19 protein-coding genes are annotated in these 19,105 nt (G+C 44.8%); 13 read left to right on the top strand and 6 right to left on the bottom strand.

Annotated features, from left to right (window positions below; translation table 11 throughout):
* The first annotated feature begins 79 nt into the window (after nt 1-79).
* From QZW82_RS05030 to QZW82_RS05015, 4 genes are all read left to right on the top strand, one after another.
* Nucleotides 80-622, top strand: coding sequence for a GNAT family N-acetyltransferase (locus tag QZW82_RS05030; protein ID WP_293145504.1), 543 nt, complete (start codon nt 80-82; stop codon nt 620-622).
* A 42-nt stretch (nt 623-664) separates the two neighbouring features.
* A complete protein-coding gene (locus tag QZW82_RS05025) occupies nt 665-1,198 on the top strand; it encodes a dihydrofolate reductase family protein (protein ID WP_293145501.1) in 534 nt (177 codons plus the stop codon).
* A 939-nt stretch (nt 1,199-2,137) separates the two neighbouring features.
* Nucleotides 2,138-3,163, top strand: a complete 1,026-nt coding sequence (locus QZW82_RS05020; RefSeq protein WP_293145498.1) for a phosphotransferase — start codon at nt 2,138-2,140, stop codon at nt 3,161-3,163.
* A gap of 108 nt (nt 3,164-3,271) precedes the next feature.
* The gene (locus tag QZW82_RS05015; protein WP_293145496.1) at nt 3,272-3,694 is read left to right on the top strand and encodes a hypothetical protein; all 423 of its coding nucleotides are present in this window, start codon (nt 3,272-3,274) and stop codon (nt 3,692-3,694) included.
* 189 nt (nt 3,695-3,883) lie between these two features.
* Here QZW82_RS05015 and QZW82_RS05010 read toward each other — a convergent pair whose 3' ends face one another.
* The 3 genes from QZW82_RS05010 to QZW82_RS05000 form a co-directional block, all read right to left on the bottom strand.
* Nucleotides 3,884-4,105, bottom strand: a complete 222-nt coding sequence (locus tag QZW82_RS05010; protein WP_293145493.1) for a hypothetical protein — start codon at nt 4,103-4,105, stop codon at nt 3,884-3,886.
* 146 nt (nt 4,106-4,251) lie between these two features.
* On the bottom strand, nt 4,252-4,983 hold the full coding sequence (locus QZW82_RS05005; RefSeq protein WP_293145490.1) for a WecB/TagA/CpsF family glycosyltransferase: 732 nt from the start codon (nt 4,981-4,983) through the stop codon (nt 4,252-4,254).
* Between the two features lie 233 nt (nt 4,984-5,216).
* Nucleotides 5,217-5,357 (bottom strand): hypothetical protein, encoded by a 141-nt coding sequence (locus tag QZW82_RS05000; RefSeq protein ID WP_293145488.1) that lies wholly within the window; start codon nt 5,355-5,357, stop codon nt 5,217-5,219.
* Nucleotides 5,358-5,468: 111 nt separating this feature from the next.
* Between QZW82_RS05000 and QZW82_RS04995 the strand changes: the two genes are divergently transcribed.
* The 6 genes from QZW82_RS04995 to QZW82_RS04970 all read left to right on the top strand — a co-directional run bounded on the left by QZW82_RS04995 (nt 5,469) and on the right by QZW82_RS04970 (nt 12,901).
* Nucleotides 5,469-8,678, top strand: a complete 3,210-nt coding sequence (locus QZW82_RS04995) for a glycoside hydrolase family 15 protein (RefSeq protein ID WP_293145485.1) — start codon at nt 5,469-5,471, stop codon at nt 8,676-8,678.
* A 255-nt stretch (nt 8,679-8,933) separates the two neighbouring features.
* Nucleotides 8,934-9,278: a hypothetical protein gene (locus QZW82_RS04990; RefSeq protein WP_293145483.1), complete on the top strand. Its 345-nt coding sequence runs from the start codon at nt 8,934-8,936 to the stop codon at nt 9,276-9,278.
* Nucleotides 9,268-9,720 carry a hypothetical protein gene (locus QZW82_RS04985; RefSeq protein WP_293145481.1) on the top strand — a complete coding sequence of 151 codons (453 nt, stop codon included), beginning with the start codon at nt 9,268-9,270 and terminating at the stop codon, nt 9,718-9,720. The genes QZW82_RS04990 and QZW82_RS04985 overlap by 11 nt, the downstream gene beginning before the upstream one ends.
* A gap of 134 nt (nt 9,721-9,854) precedes the next feature.
* A complete protein-coding gene (locus QZW82_RS04980; protein ID WP_293145479.1) occupies nt 9,855-10,691 on the top strand; it encodes a TdeIII family type II restriction endonuclease in 837 nt (278 codons plus the stop codon).
* Nucleotides 10,692-10,740: 49 nt separating this feature from the next.
* Nucleotides 10,741-11,916 carry a DNA cytosine methyltransferase gene (locus QZW82_RS04975; protein ID WP_293145477.1) on the top strand — a complete coding sequence of 392 codons (1,176 nt, stop codon included), beginning with the start codon at nt 10,741-10,743 and terminating at the stop codon, nt 11,914-11,916.
* Nucleotides 11,917-11,950: 34 nt separating this feature from the next.
* Nucleotides 11,951-12,901: a PmeII family type II restriction endonuclease gene (locus tag QZW82_RS04970; RefSeq protein ID WP_293145475.1), complete on the top strand. Its 951-nt coding sequence runs from the start codon at nt 11,951-11,953 to the stop codon at nt 12,899-12,901.
* Nucleotides 12,902-12,947: 46 nt separating this feature from the next.
* Here QZW82_RS04970 and hisB read toward each other — a convergent pair whose 3' ends face one another.
* Complete coding sequence (hisB, locus tag QZW82_RS04965) at nt 12,948-13,610, bottom strand: imidazoleglycerol-phosphate dehydratase HisB (protein WP_366664970.1); 663 nt, start codon at nt 13,608-13,610, stop codon at nt 12,948-12,950.
* Between the two features lie 309 nt (nt 13,611-13,919).
* Nucleotides 13,920-14,696, bottom strand: coding sequence for an enoyl-ACP reductase FabI (fabI, locus tag QZW82_RS04960; protein WP_293130545.1), 777 nt, complete (start codon nt 14,694-14,696; stop codon nt 13,920-13,922).
* A gap of 329 nt (nt 14,697-15,025) precedes the next feature.
* Here fabI and ntcA point away from each other — a divergent pair, with 329 nt between their 5' ends.
* A complete protein-coding gene (gene ntcA / locus QZW82_RS04955) occupies nt 15,026-15,691 on the top strand; it encodes a global nitrogen regulator NtcA (RefSeq protein WP_293145473.1) in 666 nt (221 codons plus the stop codon).
* A gap of 77 nt (nt 15,692-15,768) precedes the next feature.
* Nucleotides 15,769-17,478 (top strand): DUF3084 domain-containing protein, encoded by a 1,710-nt coding sequence (locus QZW82_RS04950; protein ID WP_293145469.1) that lies wholly within the window; start codon nt 15,769-15,771, stop codon nt 17,476-17,478.
* An 85-nt stretch (nt 17,479-17,563) separates the two neighbouring features.
* On the opposite strand, the gene QZW82_RS04945 is transcribed toward QZW82_RS04950, so the two are convergent.
* A complete protein-coding gene (locus QZW82_RS04945) occupies nt 17,564-17,791 on the bottom strand; it encodes a hypothetical protein (RefSeq protein ID WP_293145466.1) in 228 nt (75 codons plus the stop codon).
* 47 nt (nt 17,792-17,838) lie between these two features.
* Here QZW82_RS04945 and QZW82_RS04940 point away from each other — a divergent pair, with 47 nt between their 5' ends.
* On the top strand, nt 17,839-18,957 hold the full coding sequence (locus QZW82_RS04940) for a formylglycine-generating enzyme family protein (protein ID WP_293145463.1): 1,119 nt from the start codon (nt 17,839-17,841) through the stop codon (nt 18,955-18,957).
* The last annotated feature ends 148 nt before the right edge of the window (nt 18,958-19,105 follow it).

Genomic DNA, 19,105 nt, shown 5'->3' with positions numbered 1-19,105 from the left:
AGCAGCGACGATTGACGTACACCCTGCCACCTCCGCCGATTTTGATCTGTTAATATATTATTGGGTCAGTGCTAAAAATATGCCAAAAATAAAGGTAGATAAAATGATGTTGAACCTCCGCCCGGCCACCTCCGCTGATTTGCCTGTGCTACAATATTGGGATGAACAAGCTCATGTAGTTAATGCAGATCCTAACGATGATTGGGGTTGGGAAATAGAACTCGATCGCACTCCTGACTGGAGGGAGCAATTAATTGCTGAAATTGATGGCCGTGCGATCGGATTTATCCAGATTATCGATCCAGCACTTGAGGATAGTCACTACTGGGGCGATTGCGAACCGAATCTACGGGCGATCGATATCTGGATTGGAGAAGAGACAGATTTGGGCAAAGGCTACGGCACACAAATGATGCAGCTTGCACTGACTCGATGTTTCGCCGACTCTGCTGTGACGGCTGTACTCATCGATCCACTTGCTAGCAATACCCGCGCCCACCGCTTCTACGAACGTCTTGGCTTTCAATTTGTTGAACCGCGACGTTTCGGCGAGGATGACTGTTTTGTTTATCGCCTGAACCGGGCAGATTGGCATCCCAGTAATCAGAAGAACGCTGAATAACTTGTTCTTGCACAAGCATCGCCCTGGAAAGGAGGTTAGTGAATGACAAAAATCGTACTTTATATCGCAACCAGTCTGGACGGTTATATTGCCCGTAAAGACGGTAGTATTGATTGGCTTACAGCTTTTGAGACGCACGAAACTGACCACGGGTATGGTGAGTTTTATCAGGCAATTGATGGATTGGCTATGGGCCGCAAAACCTACGAACAGGTGTTGAGCTTTGGCGAGTGGCCGCATTCCGGCAAGCCATCCTACGTTTTTACCCAGCAAAGCCGATCGCCCGATCGCGATGATGTGTTATTTACCTCCGCAACTCCCGATCGATTTCTGCACGAAATGGAGTTGCAAGGACTCAAACGAATTTGGCTAGTTGGAGGTGCCGAATTAATCGCCTCATTCCTCCAATGTCAACTGATTGATGAATACCTTCTGTCGATCGCACCGATCGTGTTAGGCGAAGGAATTCCCTTATTCTTGCCATCTCCCATGGAGATGAAATTAAAGTTAATAGAAGTACAGAAGTATCCGACGGAATTAGTTCAAGTAAGATATACCAAATATAAAAGTCAATAAAAAAGACATACAAAGGAAGCTCTCACAGGGCAAAGTTCGCATTGAATTCTGCTGGTAAATCAGTACAGGTTCTATTTGTCGAGTGATGTCTAGCTTTAAAATGATTAGATGCGTACCAATTGCATCGGGATAGCGACGGTTAACAACAACTTTGAGTGCCAGAACAGCAGCAATCAGGTAAATTCCAAACCTCTGTCCACAACCAGAAGTTTGATGAAAGCCGGCGAAGTCCCGTGATTGCTATCAGTCAAATGTGTATCTATCCCAGGGCTGATTTATTCTAATATCAATTTATGATTTAAATCTGGAAAAAGTCTTCAGTAGCAAGAAAAACAGAAATTTTTGATAATTTGCTAAGCCTGCTACAGAAAGATCTACCCAAAGCCTCATAAAATAAGCGTCAGAGAAATTGGAGAATTTTAGAAGGCATCAGTCCTGCTATCAATCCCAATCTCCTGTTGCTTAAAAAGAAGAGCTTGCCTAATATCGATAGGGAATGTTGAGATTTAGTAAAACCCCCATTACTGGTATTGTTAACAAAAAATTTGTACTACATGAGGACGATGATTATATCTATTTAGGCGATCGTCTCAATTGAGACTGATTACCAGGAATATTTGGTAAGGTGAGACAGGAAAATGTCAGTGATGCAACCGCATCAAAATCTCGCAATCGAATCGGATTTCCAGCGGTATGGTTAACGGCTTGAAAACACTCAGGCTGTTATGAGTTTCCTTGGGTGCTGCCCTACAGCTTGCTTGGAACAATTGAGATCGATGGTAATGGCACCGACAAAGTTATTGTCAAACGTGCTCTGAGTATGAAGGCACTAGCTTTGAGTTCTAGGAATACAAAATGGTCAACTCAATCGCATTTTAAGGGGTGAAGGGTACGGTTGTCAAAGTTGTTTTCCAGGAATGTAAATTCGTTGAGGATTTTATGCCAAACTCTACTTTGAAATCATCGATCCCAGAAGCAAAACTCGAAGCAGTTGAAACAGCAATTCAAACTGCTTTTAATACCAGAAACGTCGAAAGTATCCAGCTTCTAACTGGAGGGTTCTCCTCGGCGCTTGTTTATAAAATTATCGTGCGTGGTAAAGCTTATGTATTAAGGCTGATTATGCAGGTCGATGCCCTCAGCGATCCAGTTCGGCAATATGCTTGCATGAATTTGGCCGCAGAAGCTGGCATTTCACCACAGGTTTATTATTTCAGCACGGAAGATGCTTTAGCAATTACCGACTTTATCGAAGCTGTGCCTTTGTCAAAATATGTTGGCTCGCGAGATGATTTGCTGACAGAATTCGCAAAAATGATTGAATCGATTCATGCTATCTCGCTTTTTCCAAAATTCGTGAATTTCATGGATGGCATTGACGGTTTGATTCGGGAGTTTAAGGATTCAAAAATATTGCCAAAAACTGCAACAGCAGAAGTTTTCAAATATTACTCAGAAATCCAGATGGTTTATCCGCGTCACGATCGCCATTTAGTCTCAAGTCACAACGATTTGAACCCACACAACATTCTTTTTGATGGCAATAAATTCTGGGTTATTGATTGGGAGGGAGCCTTTGGGAGCGATCGCTATGTGGATTTGGCGATCGTTGCCAATAGCTTTGTGACTACCGAAAAGCAGGAAAACATCTATCTCAAGGCATACTTCGGTGACGCACTGGACGACTGCAAGCGCGATCGCTTTTTCCTGATGCAGCAAATTTGTCACATTTTCTACGCACTGCCGTTTATGAAGTTTGCTGCGGCGTTGCGTCCTCCCAATTTCGTCCATGATAGCAACATGGATACGCCTGGTTACAGACAATTTTGCTGGCAAGTTGGGGCTGGTGAAATTTCGCTCAATTCCTATGAAGGGAAACTATTGTTTGGTAAAGTATTGTTGAACGAGGCTTTGCACAATATGAAAACAGCGCGATTTGTAAGAGCGATCGAGAAAATGGCATAATAAGATATGATGTTCGCAACCTAACTCTGTGAATTCAGATTCCATCTCTGGAGAGCAAAACAGTTCCATAGATCCCGATTAAGGGGTAGCACATTGATTTCCACAGCAATGCAAAATCAAGAAATCACAGATTTTGGAATCAGGCTGATTGCAACGGTGAATGGGATTGCAGCCTTACTGCACTTGGGTTTCTGGATATTTGCTTTCCTCCGGCTGCCCCGTCCATCGGTTGTCGAGACAGAAGCAGAACGTGTTGATTTAATCGTGACTTACGGGTTGGGAGTTGCGGATCTTTTATGGTCTGTACCTCTGTTGATTGTGGGTTGTTTTTGGCTTTACAATGGCAGCGATATTGGTTGGCTAGCGGCACAAATGGCAAACGTGCTTTATTGGTACTCTTTTACCTTCATTCTGATGCGCGAACTGAATGCCAAGTCTATTCGTTTTGGCACTCTGCTATTTTCGCCGTTTGCGATGTTCTCGCTGTGGGCGGCCTGGTATTTATGGCAGGTTCGCACCATGTTTTACTAACCAGACAACAGGTTAATAGTGCAGGAAAAGTTCTAGCTGGATGATTCTGAAGCAAAACTACTGATTGGAAAAGTATTGTGAAATGAGGCTTTGCACAATATGAAAACAGCGTGATTTATAATGGCGATCGAGCAAATGGCTCGATAAGATGTACGCTTTAGTTATGACATTCTGGAAAATTGCCTGCGTTTAGTAGGCGGGATAGTTAGATCTAAATTTTACCTTGTTGCCGATCGTTAAATGAAACATACCGCAATCGGGTATTGCAGAAGGTGGGGATGCGGTTTGTGTCCGATGTTGCTCATTCTCAATTAGGTACAATCTGGCTCTGGCAGATCGATCGAGATTCTGCCAATCGTTGGTTGACAGTTGACAGTTGACAGTTGACAGTTGACAGTTGACAGTTGACATTTAAGCACGAAAATCAAACGGTTGATTTGTAAAGAAGTCTAGGCTTTATTCATGAGGTTATTTACCACAATTATTGTAGAGACGGGTTCGCGGGCGATCGCAAATATCAGCCATAACACCCGCAAACCCGATTCAACTGGGAAATTTTAAGCTCGCAAATCGCCTAAAGCTTTCAATGCAAATTGTGGCAAAGCCAACATCCGGCGCCAGCGCCAAGGTTCTTGATAAAGCCGGTACAACCATTCTAAATGATTGTCGCAAAACCACGCCGGTGCGCGGTCTTTTGTTCCCGCCCAAATATCAAAACTGCCGCCAACTCCCACCCAAATTGACTGCGGGCAAAGGTGGCGGTGTTCAGCAATCCAAAACTCTTGGCGCGGCACTCCCAAGCCGACAAAAATGATTTTTGGCTGCATTTGTTTGAGGCTTTCACAGAATTCTGTTTCTTCCTCAGCAGAAAGATAGCCGTGTTGAGCAGAAATCGACAATCGATTAACTTTTTGCTGCCAACTTTCCGCCGCCTTCGCCGTGACTCCGGGCGCACCTCCAAAGAAAAATATCGGTTCGGAATTCGGCAATTTTCCGGCCTGTTGCAGCAGCGATTCTGCTAGTTCAATCCCCGGAAACCGCTGTGCGGATTTGCCGCGCATTCGCAAATACAGCACTACTCCAGAACCGTCGGGTATCACGAGCTCCGCAGAACGAATTACATCGGCTAAAGCCGGGTTTTGCTCGGCTTGCATTGCCATTTCAGCATTCAGCGTCACGACGTGAGTGCCTAACCCTTGATGCAGGCGCTCTATCAGCCAACCTGCATAATCGTCTAATATGTGAACTGGTAGCCCCAGGACTGAGAATTGCAGGCGCGATCGATCCATATTTCTTTACTTTGAGATTCCTACATACCTAGTTGTTTAAATTAGCTTAGTTTGGCGATCGCTCCTACACAAGTCTTGAACGTCCAAAACCCGATTTTTGCCACCAAAAGTCTGTTAAGTCATCATTCCGTGGCCGATAAACCGGGTTTTGTACGAGACGCAATGCGTCACTGAGTTAGAGTTGTGGTCTAAATTACGCGCGTGCGAAGCTATCCCTCTTCGTGAATCGCCCCTTAGCGTTCAATTTTCTTTACAGAGCCGTCAGCGTACCATTCCATCGGCACGAGTTCAATTTTACCATTAATTTTCACTGTAGAGTAGACAATTTTTACCAAAGGAACGCTGTTGTTATTGTTGTTGTTGCGGCTAGACATGGCAATTACCTTGTTATGTTTGCAGAACTTGAGAAATGATAGAAACTCTGATATATTTAAAAGTCTATTCACCGCAAGTCGGCTCGCATCAGGAAAACTAAGGAAAACGAAATGGCGATCGCAACAACCCAGCGGCAAATCCGGTTAGATTATTACTACCAGCAAATCAAAACCGTCATCCTCAAACGCCAGAACCCAATAACCGGTTTGCTGCCGGCGAGTACCGCCGTTAACGCCCACGGCGACTACACCGATGCCTGGGTGCGCGACAACGTGTACAGCATTTTGGCAGTTTGGGGTTTGGGTTTAGCTTACCGCAAAATTGATGGCGATCGCGGTAGAACATTTGAACTCGAACACAGCACAGTCAAACTAATGCGCGGCTTGATGTTTGCCATGATGCAGCAAGCAAACAAAGTCGAACGTTTTAAAAATACTCAATTGCCCCTAGATGCCCTGCACGCTAAATACAATACTCAAACCGGAAATATTGTTGTGGGCGATGACGAGTGGGGACATTTGCAGTTAGATGCTACATCTATATTTTTGTTGATTCTTGCTCAAATGACGGCTTCGGGATTGCATATAGTTTTTACAATCGATGAAGTCAATTTTGTCCAAAATTTAGTTTACTACATCGGTAGAGCTTACCGCACGCCCGATTACGGGATTTGGGAAAGAGGTCATAAAATTAATCGCGGTAATGCCGAATTAAATGCCAGTTCTGTTGGCATGGCAAAAGCAGCGCTGGAAGCAATAAATGGATTGGATTTGTTCGGAGTTAACGGTTGTCAAGCATCAGTAATTCACGTTTTGCCGGATGAAATTGCTAGAAGCCGCATCACTTTGGAATCGCTTTTGCCTCGCGAATCTAGTTCAAAAGAAGTAGATGCTGCTTTATTGAGCGTGATTAGTTTTCCTGCTTTTGCTGTGGAAGACAAAGAATTAGTAGCACGGACTCGCAATAAAATTATTGACAAATTGCAGGGAAATTACGGCTGCAAGCGGTTTCTGCGGGACGGACACCAAACAGTTTTAGAAGATGCCGATCGCCTGCATTACGAACCGACAGAATTAAAGCAGTTCGAGAATATAGAATGCGAGTGGCCGCTATTTTTCACTTATCTGCTCTTGGACGGTATATTTGAGGGAAATCAAGCCCAAGTCGAAGAGTACCAGCAGCGTCTGGCATCTCTGGCAGTCGATCGCGCTGGTTTACCGCTCCTACCAGAATTGTACTACGTCCCTAGCGTAAATATAGAAGCCGAAAAATTAAATCCCCGCAGCCAGAAGCGCTTGCCCAACGAAAATGTTCCCCTAGTTTGGGCGCAAAGTTTATATTTTCTCGGTCAATTGCTGAACGAGAAATTAATTGCAGTGGGCGATATTGACCCGCTAGGAAGGCATCTGTCAGTCGGCCAGCAAAGAGAACCTTTAGTCCAAATTGCCCTGTTAGCTGAAGACGAAGATTTGCAAGCAGAATTAGCAGCTAACGGCATTGCAGCCCAAACGCCCAAGCAGGTAGCACCAATTCAAGTCCGCCAGACTAAGGAATTATCCGCTATTTACGCGGAGATTGGACGCAACGATCCCCTAGGCTTAACCGGTCGCCCCGTGCGCCGTTTGCGGAGTTTGACCACTTCCCGAGCGTTCAAAATTCGCGGAGAGGCGATCGTATTTCTCCCCTCATTTTTGGACAGAGAAGAATTTTACCTAACTCTAGACTACCATTTTCTAGTATCCAAAATCCAAAGTGAAATCGCTCACATTCACCGCCACTGGTATCAGTTGGGACGCCCCACAGTAACGCTAATGTTAACTCATGCGATGCTGGAAACCGGCCGGGAAGCATTGTTAGACTTGATGAAAGAACTCCGGGACGGACACTGCAAAAACACGCCAGTTAAACTCGGGAATCTCAACCAGTTAATGCTGACTGCGGGTACGGAAAGAATTGATTTCATGCACGATTTTGAATTCACCGAATCTCCGGTAACAGGTGCAATCGAAACCCGCAGCTATCTAGCTTACAATCCCGAAAAAACTTGGCCTTTGGGTCACACGCAAGAATTTAAACTAGAGTGCGAAACAAATACTAAATTGCTGCTCGCCAGCCTGCGCGGTTCAGAGAACTTGTACGAACAAATAGAGCTGCTGCACACATTGATCCGACTCAAAGGACTAAATTTCGATACAGGATTTGGGGGTGCTGAAGCAACAGTAAAAGTTGTGGATTTGCTCAACGAAGTTTATACAAAAGCGGGAGAAAGTTCGCAATCAAAAATCCAATGGGCAGTCATCCGCTATGCCGCAGGTTTGCTCGACAAAGTTGATATCAGCTTGTCAGATGCGGTGACAGATATTTTGGTCAGACAAAAACAAATTGCTGTCGGGAAAGCCTACAGCGAAGATTCGGTGATTTCGCGGCCTGGTTCTTACATGGAAGTGATGGATAAAATTCGGGAATTCTGCGGAGAAGATGTTCGCGATCGAGTTCTCACCCAAGAAGTTATTATCTATCTCAGCGTCCTAATTAAAGCCGAACCGCAGTTATTTAAAGGTTTGCTGACACTGAGAGTTAGCTACTTTATTTTGTTGTTAACCAGCGAATTAGCCCGCGAATTGGGAGTTACGCAAAATGAAGCTTACGAACATTTAATGCAGCTAAGTCCCTTTGAAATCAAAAATCGCCTGCGCCAAGTGTTGACAGAATATGAGGAAATGAATCAAATCCTCAAAGAGCAAGAATCTTTGCGCGTCAAACAGCCGGAAAAAGATATTGAATGGGTAGTCGCGCCTGTTTTTGAAGAACCACAAATGCCTGCGGGAGGATGGCGTCGCAAGCGGCAAATGGAAGGCGCAGTCAATCGCGTACCGAAGGATTTTTATCCGAGTGTCTGGGGACTGCTGCGGCACTGTAAAGGCTTGATTATTGGCGACAAATTAGAGCGTCGCAATCGGTTAGATAGCGAACTTATTTTATCAGAAATGACCCCTGGTGAAAAGAATTTCGCGCTGCAAATCGAGCATTTGCTGAACAAGATTGTGGCGCCGGAATACCGGCAAGTGAATATTGAAGCGCTGATGGAATTATCTGCGATCGCCCAGCGCAATCCAGAATTGAAAGTTGAAGAATACATTGTTTTAGATGTATTAGTCGGTCACGCAGTGAGGCTGAATTGGCAGGGAAAATACCCGGAAAGAGCGGACAAGTACGACGAAGATAAGGCGGCGGCGTGGCAAGGTTTTTACAATACTTCGCCTTACGTTTGTGCGAGTCACGTGCTTGATGCTTTCCGATTTTTGACAAAGTTTGGATAGATAGAGTTTGTAGTAAGGACTTCAGTCCTTTCTTCGCCAAGTCATGACTAAGGACTAAAGTCCTCACTACAAACCTATTCCAGCACCTTACTCAAATCGAATTGTAGGGTGCGTCAGAGAAAGTTCTCTAACGATGATCGAAGTTTGCCAATCTGACGCACCTTACTCAAATCGAATTGTTTATGCTTTAGCTAATTGACCCAATACTTTGGAAAGGTAAGGTAATATAGATTTATGAAGTAGCCACGGCTGGACATGAAACTACCCGATCGCATCACAACCTATAAATACCCGATTAAAAGTCAGGTAGAACTCGAAGCGCAGTTTAATAGCCTTGCAGAAGAATGGCGCGCCCAGACAAGGATGCTGTCATTAGTTACACAAAAGTCAATGCACCCAGCTTATCAAAGAATTATTGGCATGGGACAGCCTGTTGTACCGTTAATTTTTCGCGATCTCGAACAAAAACCCGATCATTGGTTTTGGGCGTTGAGAGCAATTACTGGTGATAATCCGGTAAAATCAGAGCAGCGCGGTCGAATGAAACAAATGACTCAAGCGTGGATACAATGGGGAAAAGAACACGGTTATGAATGGTAGGCTGGAATATCGCAAACTACTCAGATTTCCTAATTTAGAGAATACTGAATATGAAGTAACAAGTGAAGAAACAGTAGATTATAATTGTTTTGCTTTCGTAGCTGGTGAAGAGGACTGTAGATGGGATCCCGTAGACCCAGATGGATACTGGCCCGATGGTGTACCAAGGGAGTTAACGTTGGATGCTTTTATCAAGGCTTATCAAACTATTGGATATGAATGTTGCGATAATAGTGACATTGAACCGGGCTTTCAAAAGATAGCAATATACACCTATAACGGTGAACCGCAGCACGCTGAAATACAAACAGAGAATGGTATGTGGAAAAGTAAATTAGGGGATTGGGAAGATATCCAACATGAATTAAAAGGGTTGGAAAATCCTAATTATTATGGCGTGGTTCAACAAATTTTAAAACGACATCTAAATCTACTAAAATAAATCAAGTATCTGCAACAATTTATGCAACAATTAATGCTTCAATACGTTTCAGTCAAGAAAACTTGTAGCAAAAATGTTGTGTTTCGTTCCTCTTTTATCACAAGTATAGTCAACAGAATATTTGCAGTAAAATAATGTCAGCCATTAGCTCAACTACGCGCGTCATAATCAAAGCATACTTAGAAGTTTTCATCGAAAATCTTGTCAATGAATACAGAGGACGGCTAATACCAAAACTTGATATTCCAGCAGCATATTTATCTTCCCCATCCTCTACAGAACAATCGGAACTACTACAGGCTGCGATCGTCCCGTCAGAGTTGCTGCGGATTAACGAGTTTGAAATAGGTTTCAGCCGCTTGAGTACAACCTATGAAGAATGTGCGAAGCTTATTGCGTTGGAACATCACAAAGAGGCCCATCGAAGCTATGAAATTTCTGGCGAAGTTAGCATAGAGGCTGTCAATGAAATTGAGCGTCAGATAGCGCTATTTGAACAGTCAGCAGACAAGAATGTAACTAAACCTGGTTTTGAGAAAATGATAGAAGCTGTTCTTGAGGCTCAAAAAACTAACCATTTAGTGAGGCGATCGGTCAAAGCAGATTTGTACGTGCTATCCCATGACGGGAGGAAATTTTTCTTTGAAATTAAAGGGTCAAAACCCAACAAAGGACAATGTTTGGAGGTAATTCAACGCCTGCTGAGATATCATTTACTGTGCGGGCAGTCTCGCCCCGATGCTCAATCTTATTATGCTATGGCTTACAATCCTTATGGGCCAAATCGTTCAGATTATAAATGGTCAGTGGCCAGGAAGTATACGCCCTTTGAACAAGCTGTCATTATGGGACATGAGTTTTGGAATATTATAGGGGGAGAGACTGCTTACGAAGAACTTTTGGATATATATCAAGAAGTCGGGCGGGAGAAGGGTAAGCATATGCTTGATGCTCTTGCTTTTGGATTTTAGTAAAGTACAATTTTCATTCCAGCAATATCTAGTCTTGAGGCTTAAAGCTTTGATTAAGAACAAACCGATAACTATTAGCCTCTTTGCTGGAGCATACGGTTTAGATTTAGGTCTAGAAAAAGCAGGATTTCAGACAGTAAGTTTAGTAGAAATCGAACCTGATGCTACCAAAACAATCTCTCTAAATCGTCCTCACTTATCCCCATGCGCTATACCGAGAGATATTTGCGAAGTCAGCGCCAAAACTCTCTTAGAAGAAGGCGGACAAATCTTTGGTTTAGATAGACCTCTGCGCGCTGACGAAGTAGATTTAGTGACTGGTGGCCCCCCGTGCCAACCCTTCAGTACAGCCGGAAAACGGGGGTCTGTAGGCGATCCGCGCGGCAGCTTATTTATGGATTTCATACGCATTGTGGATGAAATTAAACCGCGCTTTTTTATCATGGAAAATGTTAAGGGATTGCTGTCAGCTCCGATTCGACATCGACCTCACGATCGTAGAGGTTTAGGTTGCGCGCAATTAGAACCTGATGAGATGCCTGGTGCTGCTTTACAAGTGATTTTGGCAGAGATGAAACGCATTGGTTATGAAGTTGTGTACGATCTGCTCAATACTGCTGACTACGGCGTTCCTCAAGCTAGAGAAAGAGTAATTTTTATTGGTTATAAAGGTGATGATTCAGTTACTTTGCCGCTGCCAACTCACAGTCAGAAAGGTACTGGTAAAAAAACAAAATGGCTGACGCTTAGAGAAGGATTAAAGGATTTAGTAGACTCTGGGCCAGAATTTACCCACTACTCAGAAAGTCGCCTCAAGTATCTGCGCCTATTAACAGCAGGTCAAAACTGGAGGGATTTACCCAGCGAATTAAAGCAAGAAGCAATGGGAGGAGCTTATAAATCTGAAGGCGGCAAAGTTGGTTTTTATCGGCGCTTGGCATGGGATAAACCGTCACCTACTGTCACAACGAGTCCCCATCAAAAGGCTACAGATATGTGTCATCCTGATGAATTGCGTCCTTTGAGTGTCAGGGAGTGCGCGCGAATTCAAACGTTTCCAGATGATTGGGTTTTTTATGGATCGACTGCTTCTAAATATCGGCAAATTGGGAATGCAGTTCCGGTATTATTGGCAGAGGCGATCGGTAAGTACCTTTGTCAGGCAATTAAGGGCGATCGAGTGCAAGGGCGAGAAATAATTAAACAACTTTCTCTCTTTAATTAACTGATATTTAAAACCTATTTTAGGAGAAATAAAAGTGTCCCAGCAACTTCATGAATTATTAGCATTTGTTTTAGAAAAAGAAGTAGGATTGCCAGCCAGCAAGTCTCGCTCTTTCGCCAGTCACTTTGCAGATTTAGAAGAATTTCTTAGTTTGACAGCAGAAACACTTAGAAACGGTATCAGCAGTATTTCTGGCAAAAGAGCTCTTAAATTTACTCCCGATGAGATAGAACGCATTTTAGCATTTACATCTTCAGGTAAGCTTTCGCTTCAACTTACTATAGCTGAAAATTTTCTAGCTAGTATCTGTCGGGACTTTACAAGGCGTCAGTTAGCTATGGTTGACAATCTGACTTTAGAAAAAATTCATCCCAACCCATTTTTAATTAGGGCGTTAAATCTTGATACTCCAGCAGAAGTTGTCAGACTTAATGTTTATATGGCTGCCACTAGGTCTATTGTTACTTCAATGGGTTTTTTTATTGAAAAACTATTGATATCTTGCTCGGAAAGTGCAGAAAGTCCGCCCGGTAAGTCAGGATGGGACGCAATTAAAACTACCAGTGATGGCGAGAAATGCTGGATACAGGTAAAAAGCGGCCCGAATGATATGGATAAAGACCAGATAGTATATTGGGCTGCGAAAATTGAGGAAAAAATTCAGGAGGGCGATCGCGCTTATATTGGTATAGCTTACGGCAAGAGAACTAATAAGACTGTCACGCTTGGTTTGCTGAAGCAAATTTTGCCCAATTCGGAAATGATTACTTTAATTGGTCGAGAACTGTGGGATTTTGTCAGTGAAGATACTGATTTCACTGTAAATCTGTTTGAAGTTTTGCGTCTGTCGGCCAGTCAAGTTTTAGCACAAAGTTCTATTGCTGATGCTATAGAAAGGTGTAGCGATCGACTAATCGCTGAATTTATCGGCAAGTACGGCGAGGGAAGTCAAGGTGTTTTTAACTACATCGCAGATATATTTTGATTTACAGGTTTGCAGCAGCCCAGAAGCGCCACTGCAAACCCCTAAACTACAAAACTCCTTTAGAACTCGGAATCCGACTGGCGCGCCGAGGATCGATCGCCACCGCCATCCGCACAGCCCGCGCAAATGCCTTAAACGCGGCTTCGACAATGTGATGGGAATTCCCCCCCTGCAACTGTCTGACGTGCAGTGTCATTTGAGAGTGGTTCACCACCGCAGCAAAAAACTCTCTCACTAACTCGGTGTCGTAAGTGCCGATGCGCTGGGTGGGAATTTCTAAGTTGTAACTTAAATGAGGCCGTCCCGAAAAATCTAGCACTACTTCAATTAATGCTTCATCCAGCGGGGCGATGAAGTGTCCGAAGCGAGAAATTCCCGATCGATCTCCGACAGCTTTTGCCAAGGTTTGACCTAAGGTAATGCCCACATCTTCGTTGGTGTGGTGATCGTCAATGGCCAAATCCCCGATCGCCTGCACGTCCAAATCGATCAATCCGTGAGAAGCAATCTGCTGCAACATATGGTCTAAAAACGGAATTCCTGTGGAAGCCTTGCAAGTTCCCGAACCGTCGATATTGAGGCTGACAGTGACATCCGTTTCCAGTGTTGTGCGCTTCACCAAGGCGGCCCTGGCGACTGTGTTACTAGAACTTGGAGGAGGTACAGGAGGGCGATCGATTATTTCCATAATTCGCAATTGGTCATTCATTAGAATTAATTAGTAATTTGGGATTAACACTTTTGTAGCGAACAAAAGACTGTTATTGACTGTCAACTGTTGACTGTTAACTGTTGACTGTTGACTGTTAACTGTTGACTGTTGACTGTTAACTGTTAACTGTTAACTGTTGACTGTTAACTGTTAACTAATAACTGTTGACTGTTAACTGTTGACAACTGTCAACTGACCACTGACCACTGACCACTGTCAACTGTCAACTTACAACTAAGAGAGGGCGGGCACGCACCATCCACCGCCCCTACCAAATGTCAACTGTCAACTGTCAACTGTCAACTGTTACATTCCCATGATTTCGTAACCGGCATCGACATACAAAACTTGACCCGTAATCCCGCTAGATAGATTGCTGCACAGAAAAGCCGCAGCATTTCCCACTTCCTGCTGAGTTACCGTCCGCCGCAGCGGGGCCACTTCCTCAACGTGGTGGATCATGTCCAGAATGCCGCCAACTGCTGACGAAGCCAGAGTCCGAATCGGGCCTGAAGAAATGGCATTTACCCGAATATTTAACGGGCCGAGTTCCGCCGCCAGATACCGAACATTCATTTCCAAAGCAGCCTTAGCAATTCCCATGACATTATAATTAGGAACTACCCGCACACCGCCCAAATAAGTTAGCGTGATGATACTGCCGCCTTCTGCCATCAGCGGTTTAGCCGCAGCACAAAGCCGTACCAGGGAGTAAGCGCTAATATCCAAAGCATTGGAGAAGCCTTGACGGGAGGTGTTGCTGAAATCTCCGGAAAGTTCGTCCTTACCGGCAAAAGCCAGACAGTGAACTAGGACATCTAACTTGCCCCATTTGTCGGCGATGGTTTTAAAAGTAGACTCGATTTCGCTTTCGTCTTGGACATTGCAGGGCAGATACAGACTGGGATTGAGCGGTTCCACGAGTTCAGCGACTTTGCGCTCGTGCTTGCCTTTTTCGTCCTTCAAATAAGTTATGCCGAGATTAGCCCCAGCTTTGTGGAGCTGCTGGGCGATGCCCCAGGCGATCGAGCGATTGTTGGCAATGCCCGTAACAAGAGCATTTTTTCCGGTCAAATCTATCATCTGTATTTTTTCTAGAAGCAACTTGCACCGTTCTCGTTGGCTGTATGCGACAACCCCGCCAGTTTAGACACAACTGATTCAGATTTAACTGATTCAGACACAATTGAGACACAATTGAGACACAATTGATATTAATTTTGCTGTGGAGCTACATGGGGGCGGAATTGAAAAAGTTAAGAGAAGGGCTAGATTTAATCATACAGCGTGTGCTTACCTTAACATTAAGTGACAGTAACAGAATCCCTGGAGATTGGAGGTTGGGCAGTATATTTACTCAATAAGGTTAATCGACAAGTTAAAAACTATTGGTTAGTAGAAAGGATCTCGTCGTGACACATGATAGACCGCTAGCAGCCGTGTTCCGCCAAATCAGCGGCGGGGCGTTTCCACCCATTGTGGAAAATTTTGAACGGGGCAAGACAATTTTTTTCCCTGGAGACCCGGCTGAGCGCGTCTACGTTCTCATTAAAGGTGCTGTGAAGCTCTCCAGGGTGTACGAAGCAGGGGAAGAAATTACAGTCGCCCTCCTGCGCGAAAACAGCGTATTTGGGGTGCTGTCTCTGATTACGGGACACAGATCGGATAGGTTTTACCACGCGGTAGCCTTTACACCGGTGGAATTGATCTCGCTGCCGATCGAACAAGTGGAGAAAGCGCTCAAGGAAGACCCGGAATTGTCGATGGTGATGCTTCGGGGACTCTCATCTCGGATTTTGCAAACCGAGATGATGATCGAAACGCTGGCACACCGAGATATGGGATCGAGACTCGTCAGCTTTTTGTTGATTCTGTGCCGGGATTTTGGGGTGCCGAGTACGGATGGGATTACGATTGATTTGAAGCTGTCCCATCAGGCGATCGCCGAGGCGATCGGCTCGACGCGGGTAACTGTGACTCGCTTGCTGGGGGATCTCAGACAAGAAACAATGATCTCGATTCACAAGAAAAAGATCACAGTTCACAATCCGGTGGCCTTAAGCCAGCAATTCACTTGATGCCGAGAAATTATACGATTTTGGATTTTGGATTCTAGATTCAATCCAAAATCCACAATCTAAAATAAGAAATCGGAATGACTGCTGGATACATCTTAGTATTTGTAATGTTAGTGTTGGGCGGCGTGATCGCTACTGTTAGCGATCGCCTTGGGACGAAAGTCGGCAAGGCTAGATTGAGTTTATTCAAACTGCGCCCCCGCGATACTGCTGTTGTAGTGACAGTGATGGCCGGCAGCATCCTGTCAGCCATTACTCTGGGCATTTTATTTGCTACCAGCAAGCCGCTGCGAACCGGAGTTTTTAGCATAGACGAGATTCAAAAAAGACTCAACAACGCCCGCAGAGAAATCAAACAAGCCACTCAAGAGAAAAATCGAATTGAAACTGAATTAGCAGGGGCCAGAGCCGCTCAAGCGCAAGCTAAAGCCAATTTAGAGCAAATTAATCAATCGCTCCAAGCAGCTAATGCCGAGCAAGCCAAGACGCAAACAAAATTAAATTCGCTGCGGGCCCAACTTAACAGCGTGCAAGCAGCCAAGTCTAAAACTGAACAGCAGTTAAGTCAGGTAGAAGCGGCTAAATCGCAAACGGAAGAACAGCTTGCTACTGTGGAAGCGGCTAAATCTCAGACAGAAGAACAATTGAAATTGGTGGAAACGGCGCGATCGACTACCAGAGCTCAGCTCGATCGCACTGAGAACCAATTGAAAACAGTTTCAGGTCAAAAAACGACTTTGAGCTCGGAAATCGCCCAACTGCAAGCGGAACGCCAACAGTTAATCGAGCAGCGAGAGCAGGTAAAAACTCAAATTGCTCAGCGGGACAAGGAAATTGCCCAGCGAAACGAAGCAATTGCCGAGCGAGAGGCAGAAATTACGAAACGAAATGCGGCAATTGTCGATCGCAACAAGCTAATTGCTGAGCGAGACAAGGAAATTGCCCAGCGCGCGGAAAATCTCGCCCAGCGCGATCGCATAATTGTCGAGCGGGACAAAGTAATTGCCGAGAGGGAAGCACTCTTGGAAGCCCTGGGACAGCAACAAGCTCAACTCGAACAGCAACAAACTTTATTGCAGCAGCAAATGCAAGTTTTGGAACGCGATTTTCAGGCAATTCGCGAGGGAACAGTTGCAATCAGGCGCGGTCAAATTTTAGCTGCTGGCGTCGTTCGCATACAAGAACCGGGTACGGAGAGTCGCGCGATCGATCGACTCTTGCAAGAAGCAAATAAAACCACCGTCGGACTGATGCAGCCGGAAAATACTAAGGTAAGAGAGCAAGTTATTCAAATTACTAAAGCGGAAATCGATCAATTAATCAGTCAGATCAAAGACGGTCAAGATTACGTAGTGCGGATTGTCGCCGGCGCTAATTACCTGCGACAAGAAAAGCTAATTAAGGTATTTGCAGAAGCCGAAATCAATCGAGTGGTGTTCCGTGCTGGAGATGTGATTGCAGGGGTTGCTGTCAATCCCGTAGCTGTGCCCGACGAACAGGTGCGGGAACAGTTACAGCAATTGATTGAAGCTTGTCAATTTCGCGCTCGGTTAATTGGTGTTGTCGGCGGTAGAGTCCAAGTTGCGGACAATCGGATTGAAACTTTGGGCGGTTTTGTCGATCGACTGCAACAGTACGATAAACCGTTGGAGGTTCGGGCGATCGCCAGTGATGTCACATACATCGCCGGGCCGCTGAAAATAGATTTAGTTGCTCTGTCAAACGGAGTCGTGGTTTTCCGCACCGGACAACAAGAGCCAGCTAGGGGAGATTTGAAACTTAGATAAGAAGTGCGATCTATCGAATTTTATTAAAAATTTTGGGCGATCGAACCACAATTTTGCTTGACTTTTTCGCGCTATTGACATATCATTAAATAATGGGAATCCGTGCGCCCATATATATAGTAATTGTAAAGTGTATCGCCACCAAAAATCTGGAAGCACCACCAACAATCAAACGAGCGACGCACCATACCCAATTAGTAGGGTGCGTCGCCACCAAAAATCTGGAAGCACCACCAACAATCTCACAGCGACGCACCGCACAGCTAAGAAGGCAAAGAAAGAAACCAAGAATCCATCCCTGAGATATTGACATCACAGAAGAAATTTTTGCTCAATTAAAATGCAGGAGCGTGCGGTGTAATGTCAAAGAATCAAAATGAACCCAGAGCATACGATGCCGTCCGTGGCGGACAAAATTCAATTCCTATCAATGCAGCGGTACTCGGAGGCTTACCCGGTGTTAAAAGCCGATTAGCCTCACCCATTGTCGAAGTGAGAATCGCCGCCCTCTCCGAAGCGCTCAAACATGGAGAAGCAGGTTTAGATTTGATAATGCAAGCATTGCAGCACGATGAATCTATGCAGGTGAAATTTGCTGTCTATTCACTGCTGAAAGGTAGAAATGAGGAGAAGATAAAGCAACATTTACGTAACTATTTTGAATTTGATGTCATCACAGTCGATGCTGAAGGAAAAGAAAACAGTCGCATAAAGTCTTTTGCTCATTACTTCCCTGAAGACTTAGGTAATGGAGTTGTACTAGAAATGGTTTACATTCCTGGTGGCACATTTATGATGGGTTCGCCAGCAACAGAATCAGGTAGAATGAGTTGTGAAAGTCCGCAGCATCAAGTAACAGTACCGACTTTTTATGTAGGAAAATACCCCATCACCCAAGCACAGTGGCAAACAGTGATGAGAAATAATCCATCGCGCTTTAAAGGTAAAAAACGTCCTGTAGAAAGTGTAAACTGGCATGATGCTGTAGAATTCTGCCGAAAACTTTCTGAAAAAACAGGCAAGATTTATCGCTTACTTTCGGAAGCAGAATGGGAATATGCTTGTCGCGCCGGAACTACAACACCTTTCTATTTTGGCGAGACAATTACCACAGATTTAGCTAATTATAACGGGAATTATCCCTTCGGTGGTGAACCGAAGGGACTTAACCGCGCACAAACAATGGATGTGGGGAGTTTTCCTCCGAATCCCTTTGGACTTTATGATATGCACGGTGAGCTTTGCGAATGGTGCAGCGATAAGTGGCACATTAACTATGACGGCGCACCGACTGACGGAAGTTCTTGGGAAACTGGAACACATGATTACCGAGTCAAGCGTGGAGGTTCGTTGTACCGCAATGCGTTCTATTGCCGTACTGCCTTCCGTAACTACGACTATGCGGGCAACTTGCTCCTGATGGTGGGTTTTCGTGTTGCGGTAGCTTTGGCTGTCCCTTCCTCCCTGTCTTCCCTGTGAGGACTCTTCTCTACTCTTTAGATAGTAGGGTGCGTCGCCATCTACAATTTGCAAATCACATCGACAATCTCACAGCGACGCACCGCCCGCACAAGGGCGAGAGCAACCGAGTTTTTGCGCGGGGTGAAAGAAACCGGGTTTTTTCGAT

Source organism: Microcoleus sp. bin48.metabat.b7b8b9.023 (genome assembly GCF_013299185.1).
Classification (GTDB): Bacteria; Cyanobacteriota; Cyanobacteriia; order Cyanobacteriales; family Microcoleaceae; genus Microcoleus.
This window is presented reverse-complemented; position numbering and strand designations above follow the sequence as displayed.

Coding starts and splice junctions, on each gene's coding strand:
- QZW82_RS05030 (WP_293145504.1), top strand. CDS start 80: ATGCCAAAAATAAAGGTAGATAAAATGATGTTGAACCTCCGCCCGGCC.
- QZW82_RS05025 (WP_293145501.1), top strand. CDS start 665: ATGACAAAAATCGTACTTTATATCGCAACCAGTCTGGACGGTTATATT.
- QZW82_RS05020 (WP_293145498.1), top strand. CDS start 2,138: ATGCCAAACTCTACTTTGAAATCATCGATCCCAGAAGCAAAACTCGAA.
- QZW82_RS05015 (WP_293145496.1), top strand. CDS start 3,272: ATGCAAAATCAAGAAATCACAGATTTTGGAATCAGGCTGATTGCAACG.
- QZW82_RS05010 (WP_293145493.1), bottom strand. CDS start 4,105: ATGTCAACTGTCAACTGTCAACTGTCAACTGTCAACTGTCAACTGTCA.
- QZW82_RS05005 (WP_293145490.1), bottom strand. CDS start 4,983: ATGGATCGATCGCGCCTGCAATTCTCAGTCCTGGGGCTACCAGTTCAC.
- QZW82_RS05000 (WP_293145488.1), bottom strand. CDS start 5,357: ATGTCTAGCCGCAACAACAACAATAACAACAGCGTTCCTTTGGTAAAA.
- QZW82_RS04995 (WP_293145485.1), top strand. CDS start 5,469: ATGGCGATCGCAACAACCCAGCGGCAAATCCGGTTAGATTATTACTAC.
- QZW82_RS04990 (WP_293145483.1), top strand. CDS start 8,934: ATGAAACTACCCGATCGCATCACAACCTATAAATACCCGATTAAAAGT.
- QZW82_RS04985 (WP_293145481.1), top strand. CDS start 9,268: ATGAATGGTAGGCTGGAATATCGCAAACTACTCAGATTTCCTAATTTA.
- QZW82_RS04980 (WP_293145479.1), top strand. CDS start 9,855: ATGTCAGCCATTAGCTCAACTACGCGCGTCATAATCAAAGCATACTTA.
- hisB (WP_366664970.1), bottom strand. CDS start 13,610: ATGAATGACCAATTGCGAATTATGGAAATAATCGATCGCCCTCCTGTA.
- fabI (WP_293130545.1), bottom strand. CDS start 14,696: ATGATAGATTTGACCGGAAAAAATGCTCTTGTTACGGGCATTGCCAAC.
- QZW82_RS04950 (WP_293145469.1), top strand. CDS start 15,769: ATGACTGCTGGATACATCTTAGTATTTGTAATGTTAGTGTTGGGCGGC.
- QZW82_RS04945 (WP_293145466.1), bottom strand. CDS start 17,791: ATGTCAATATCTCAGGGATGGATTCTTGGTTTCTTTCTTTGCCTTCTT.
- QZW82_RS04940 (WP_293145463.1), top strand. CDS start 17,839: ATGTCAAAGAATCAAAATGAACCCAGAGCATACGATGCCGTCCGTGGC.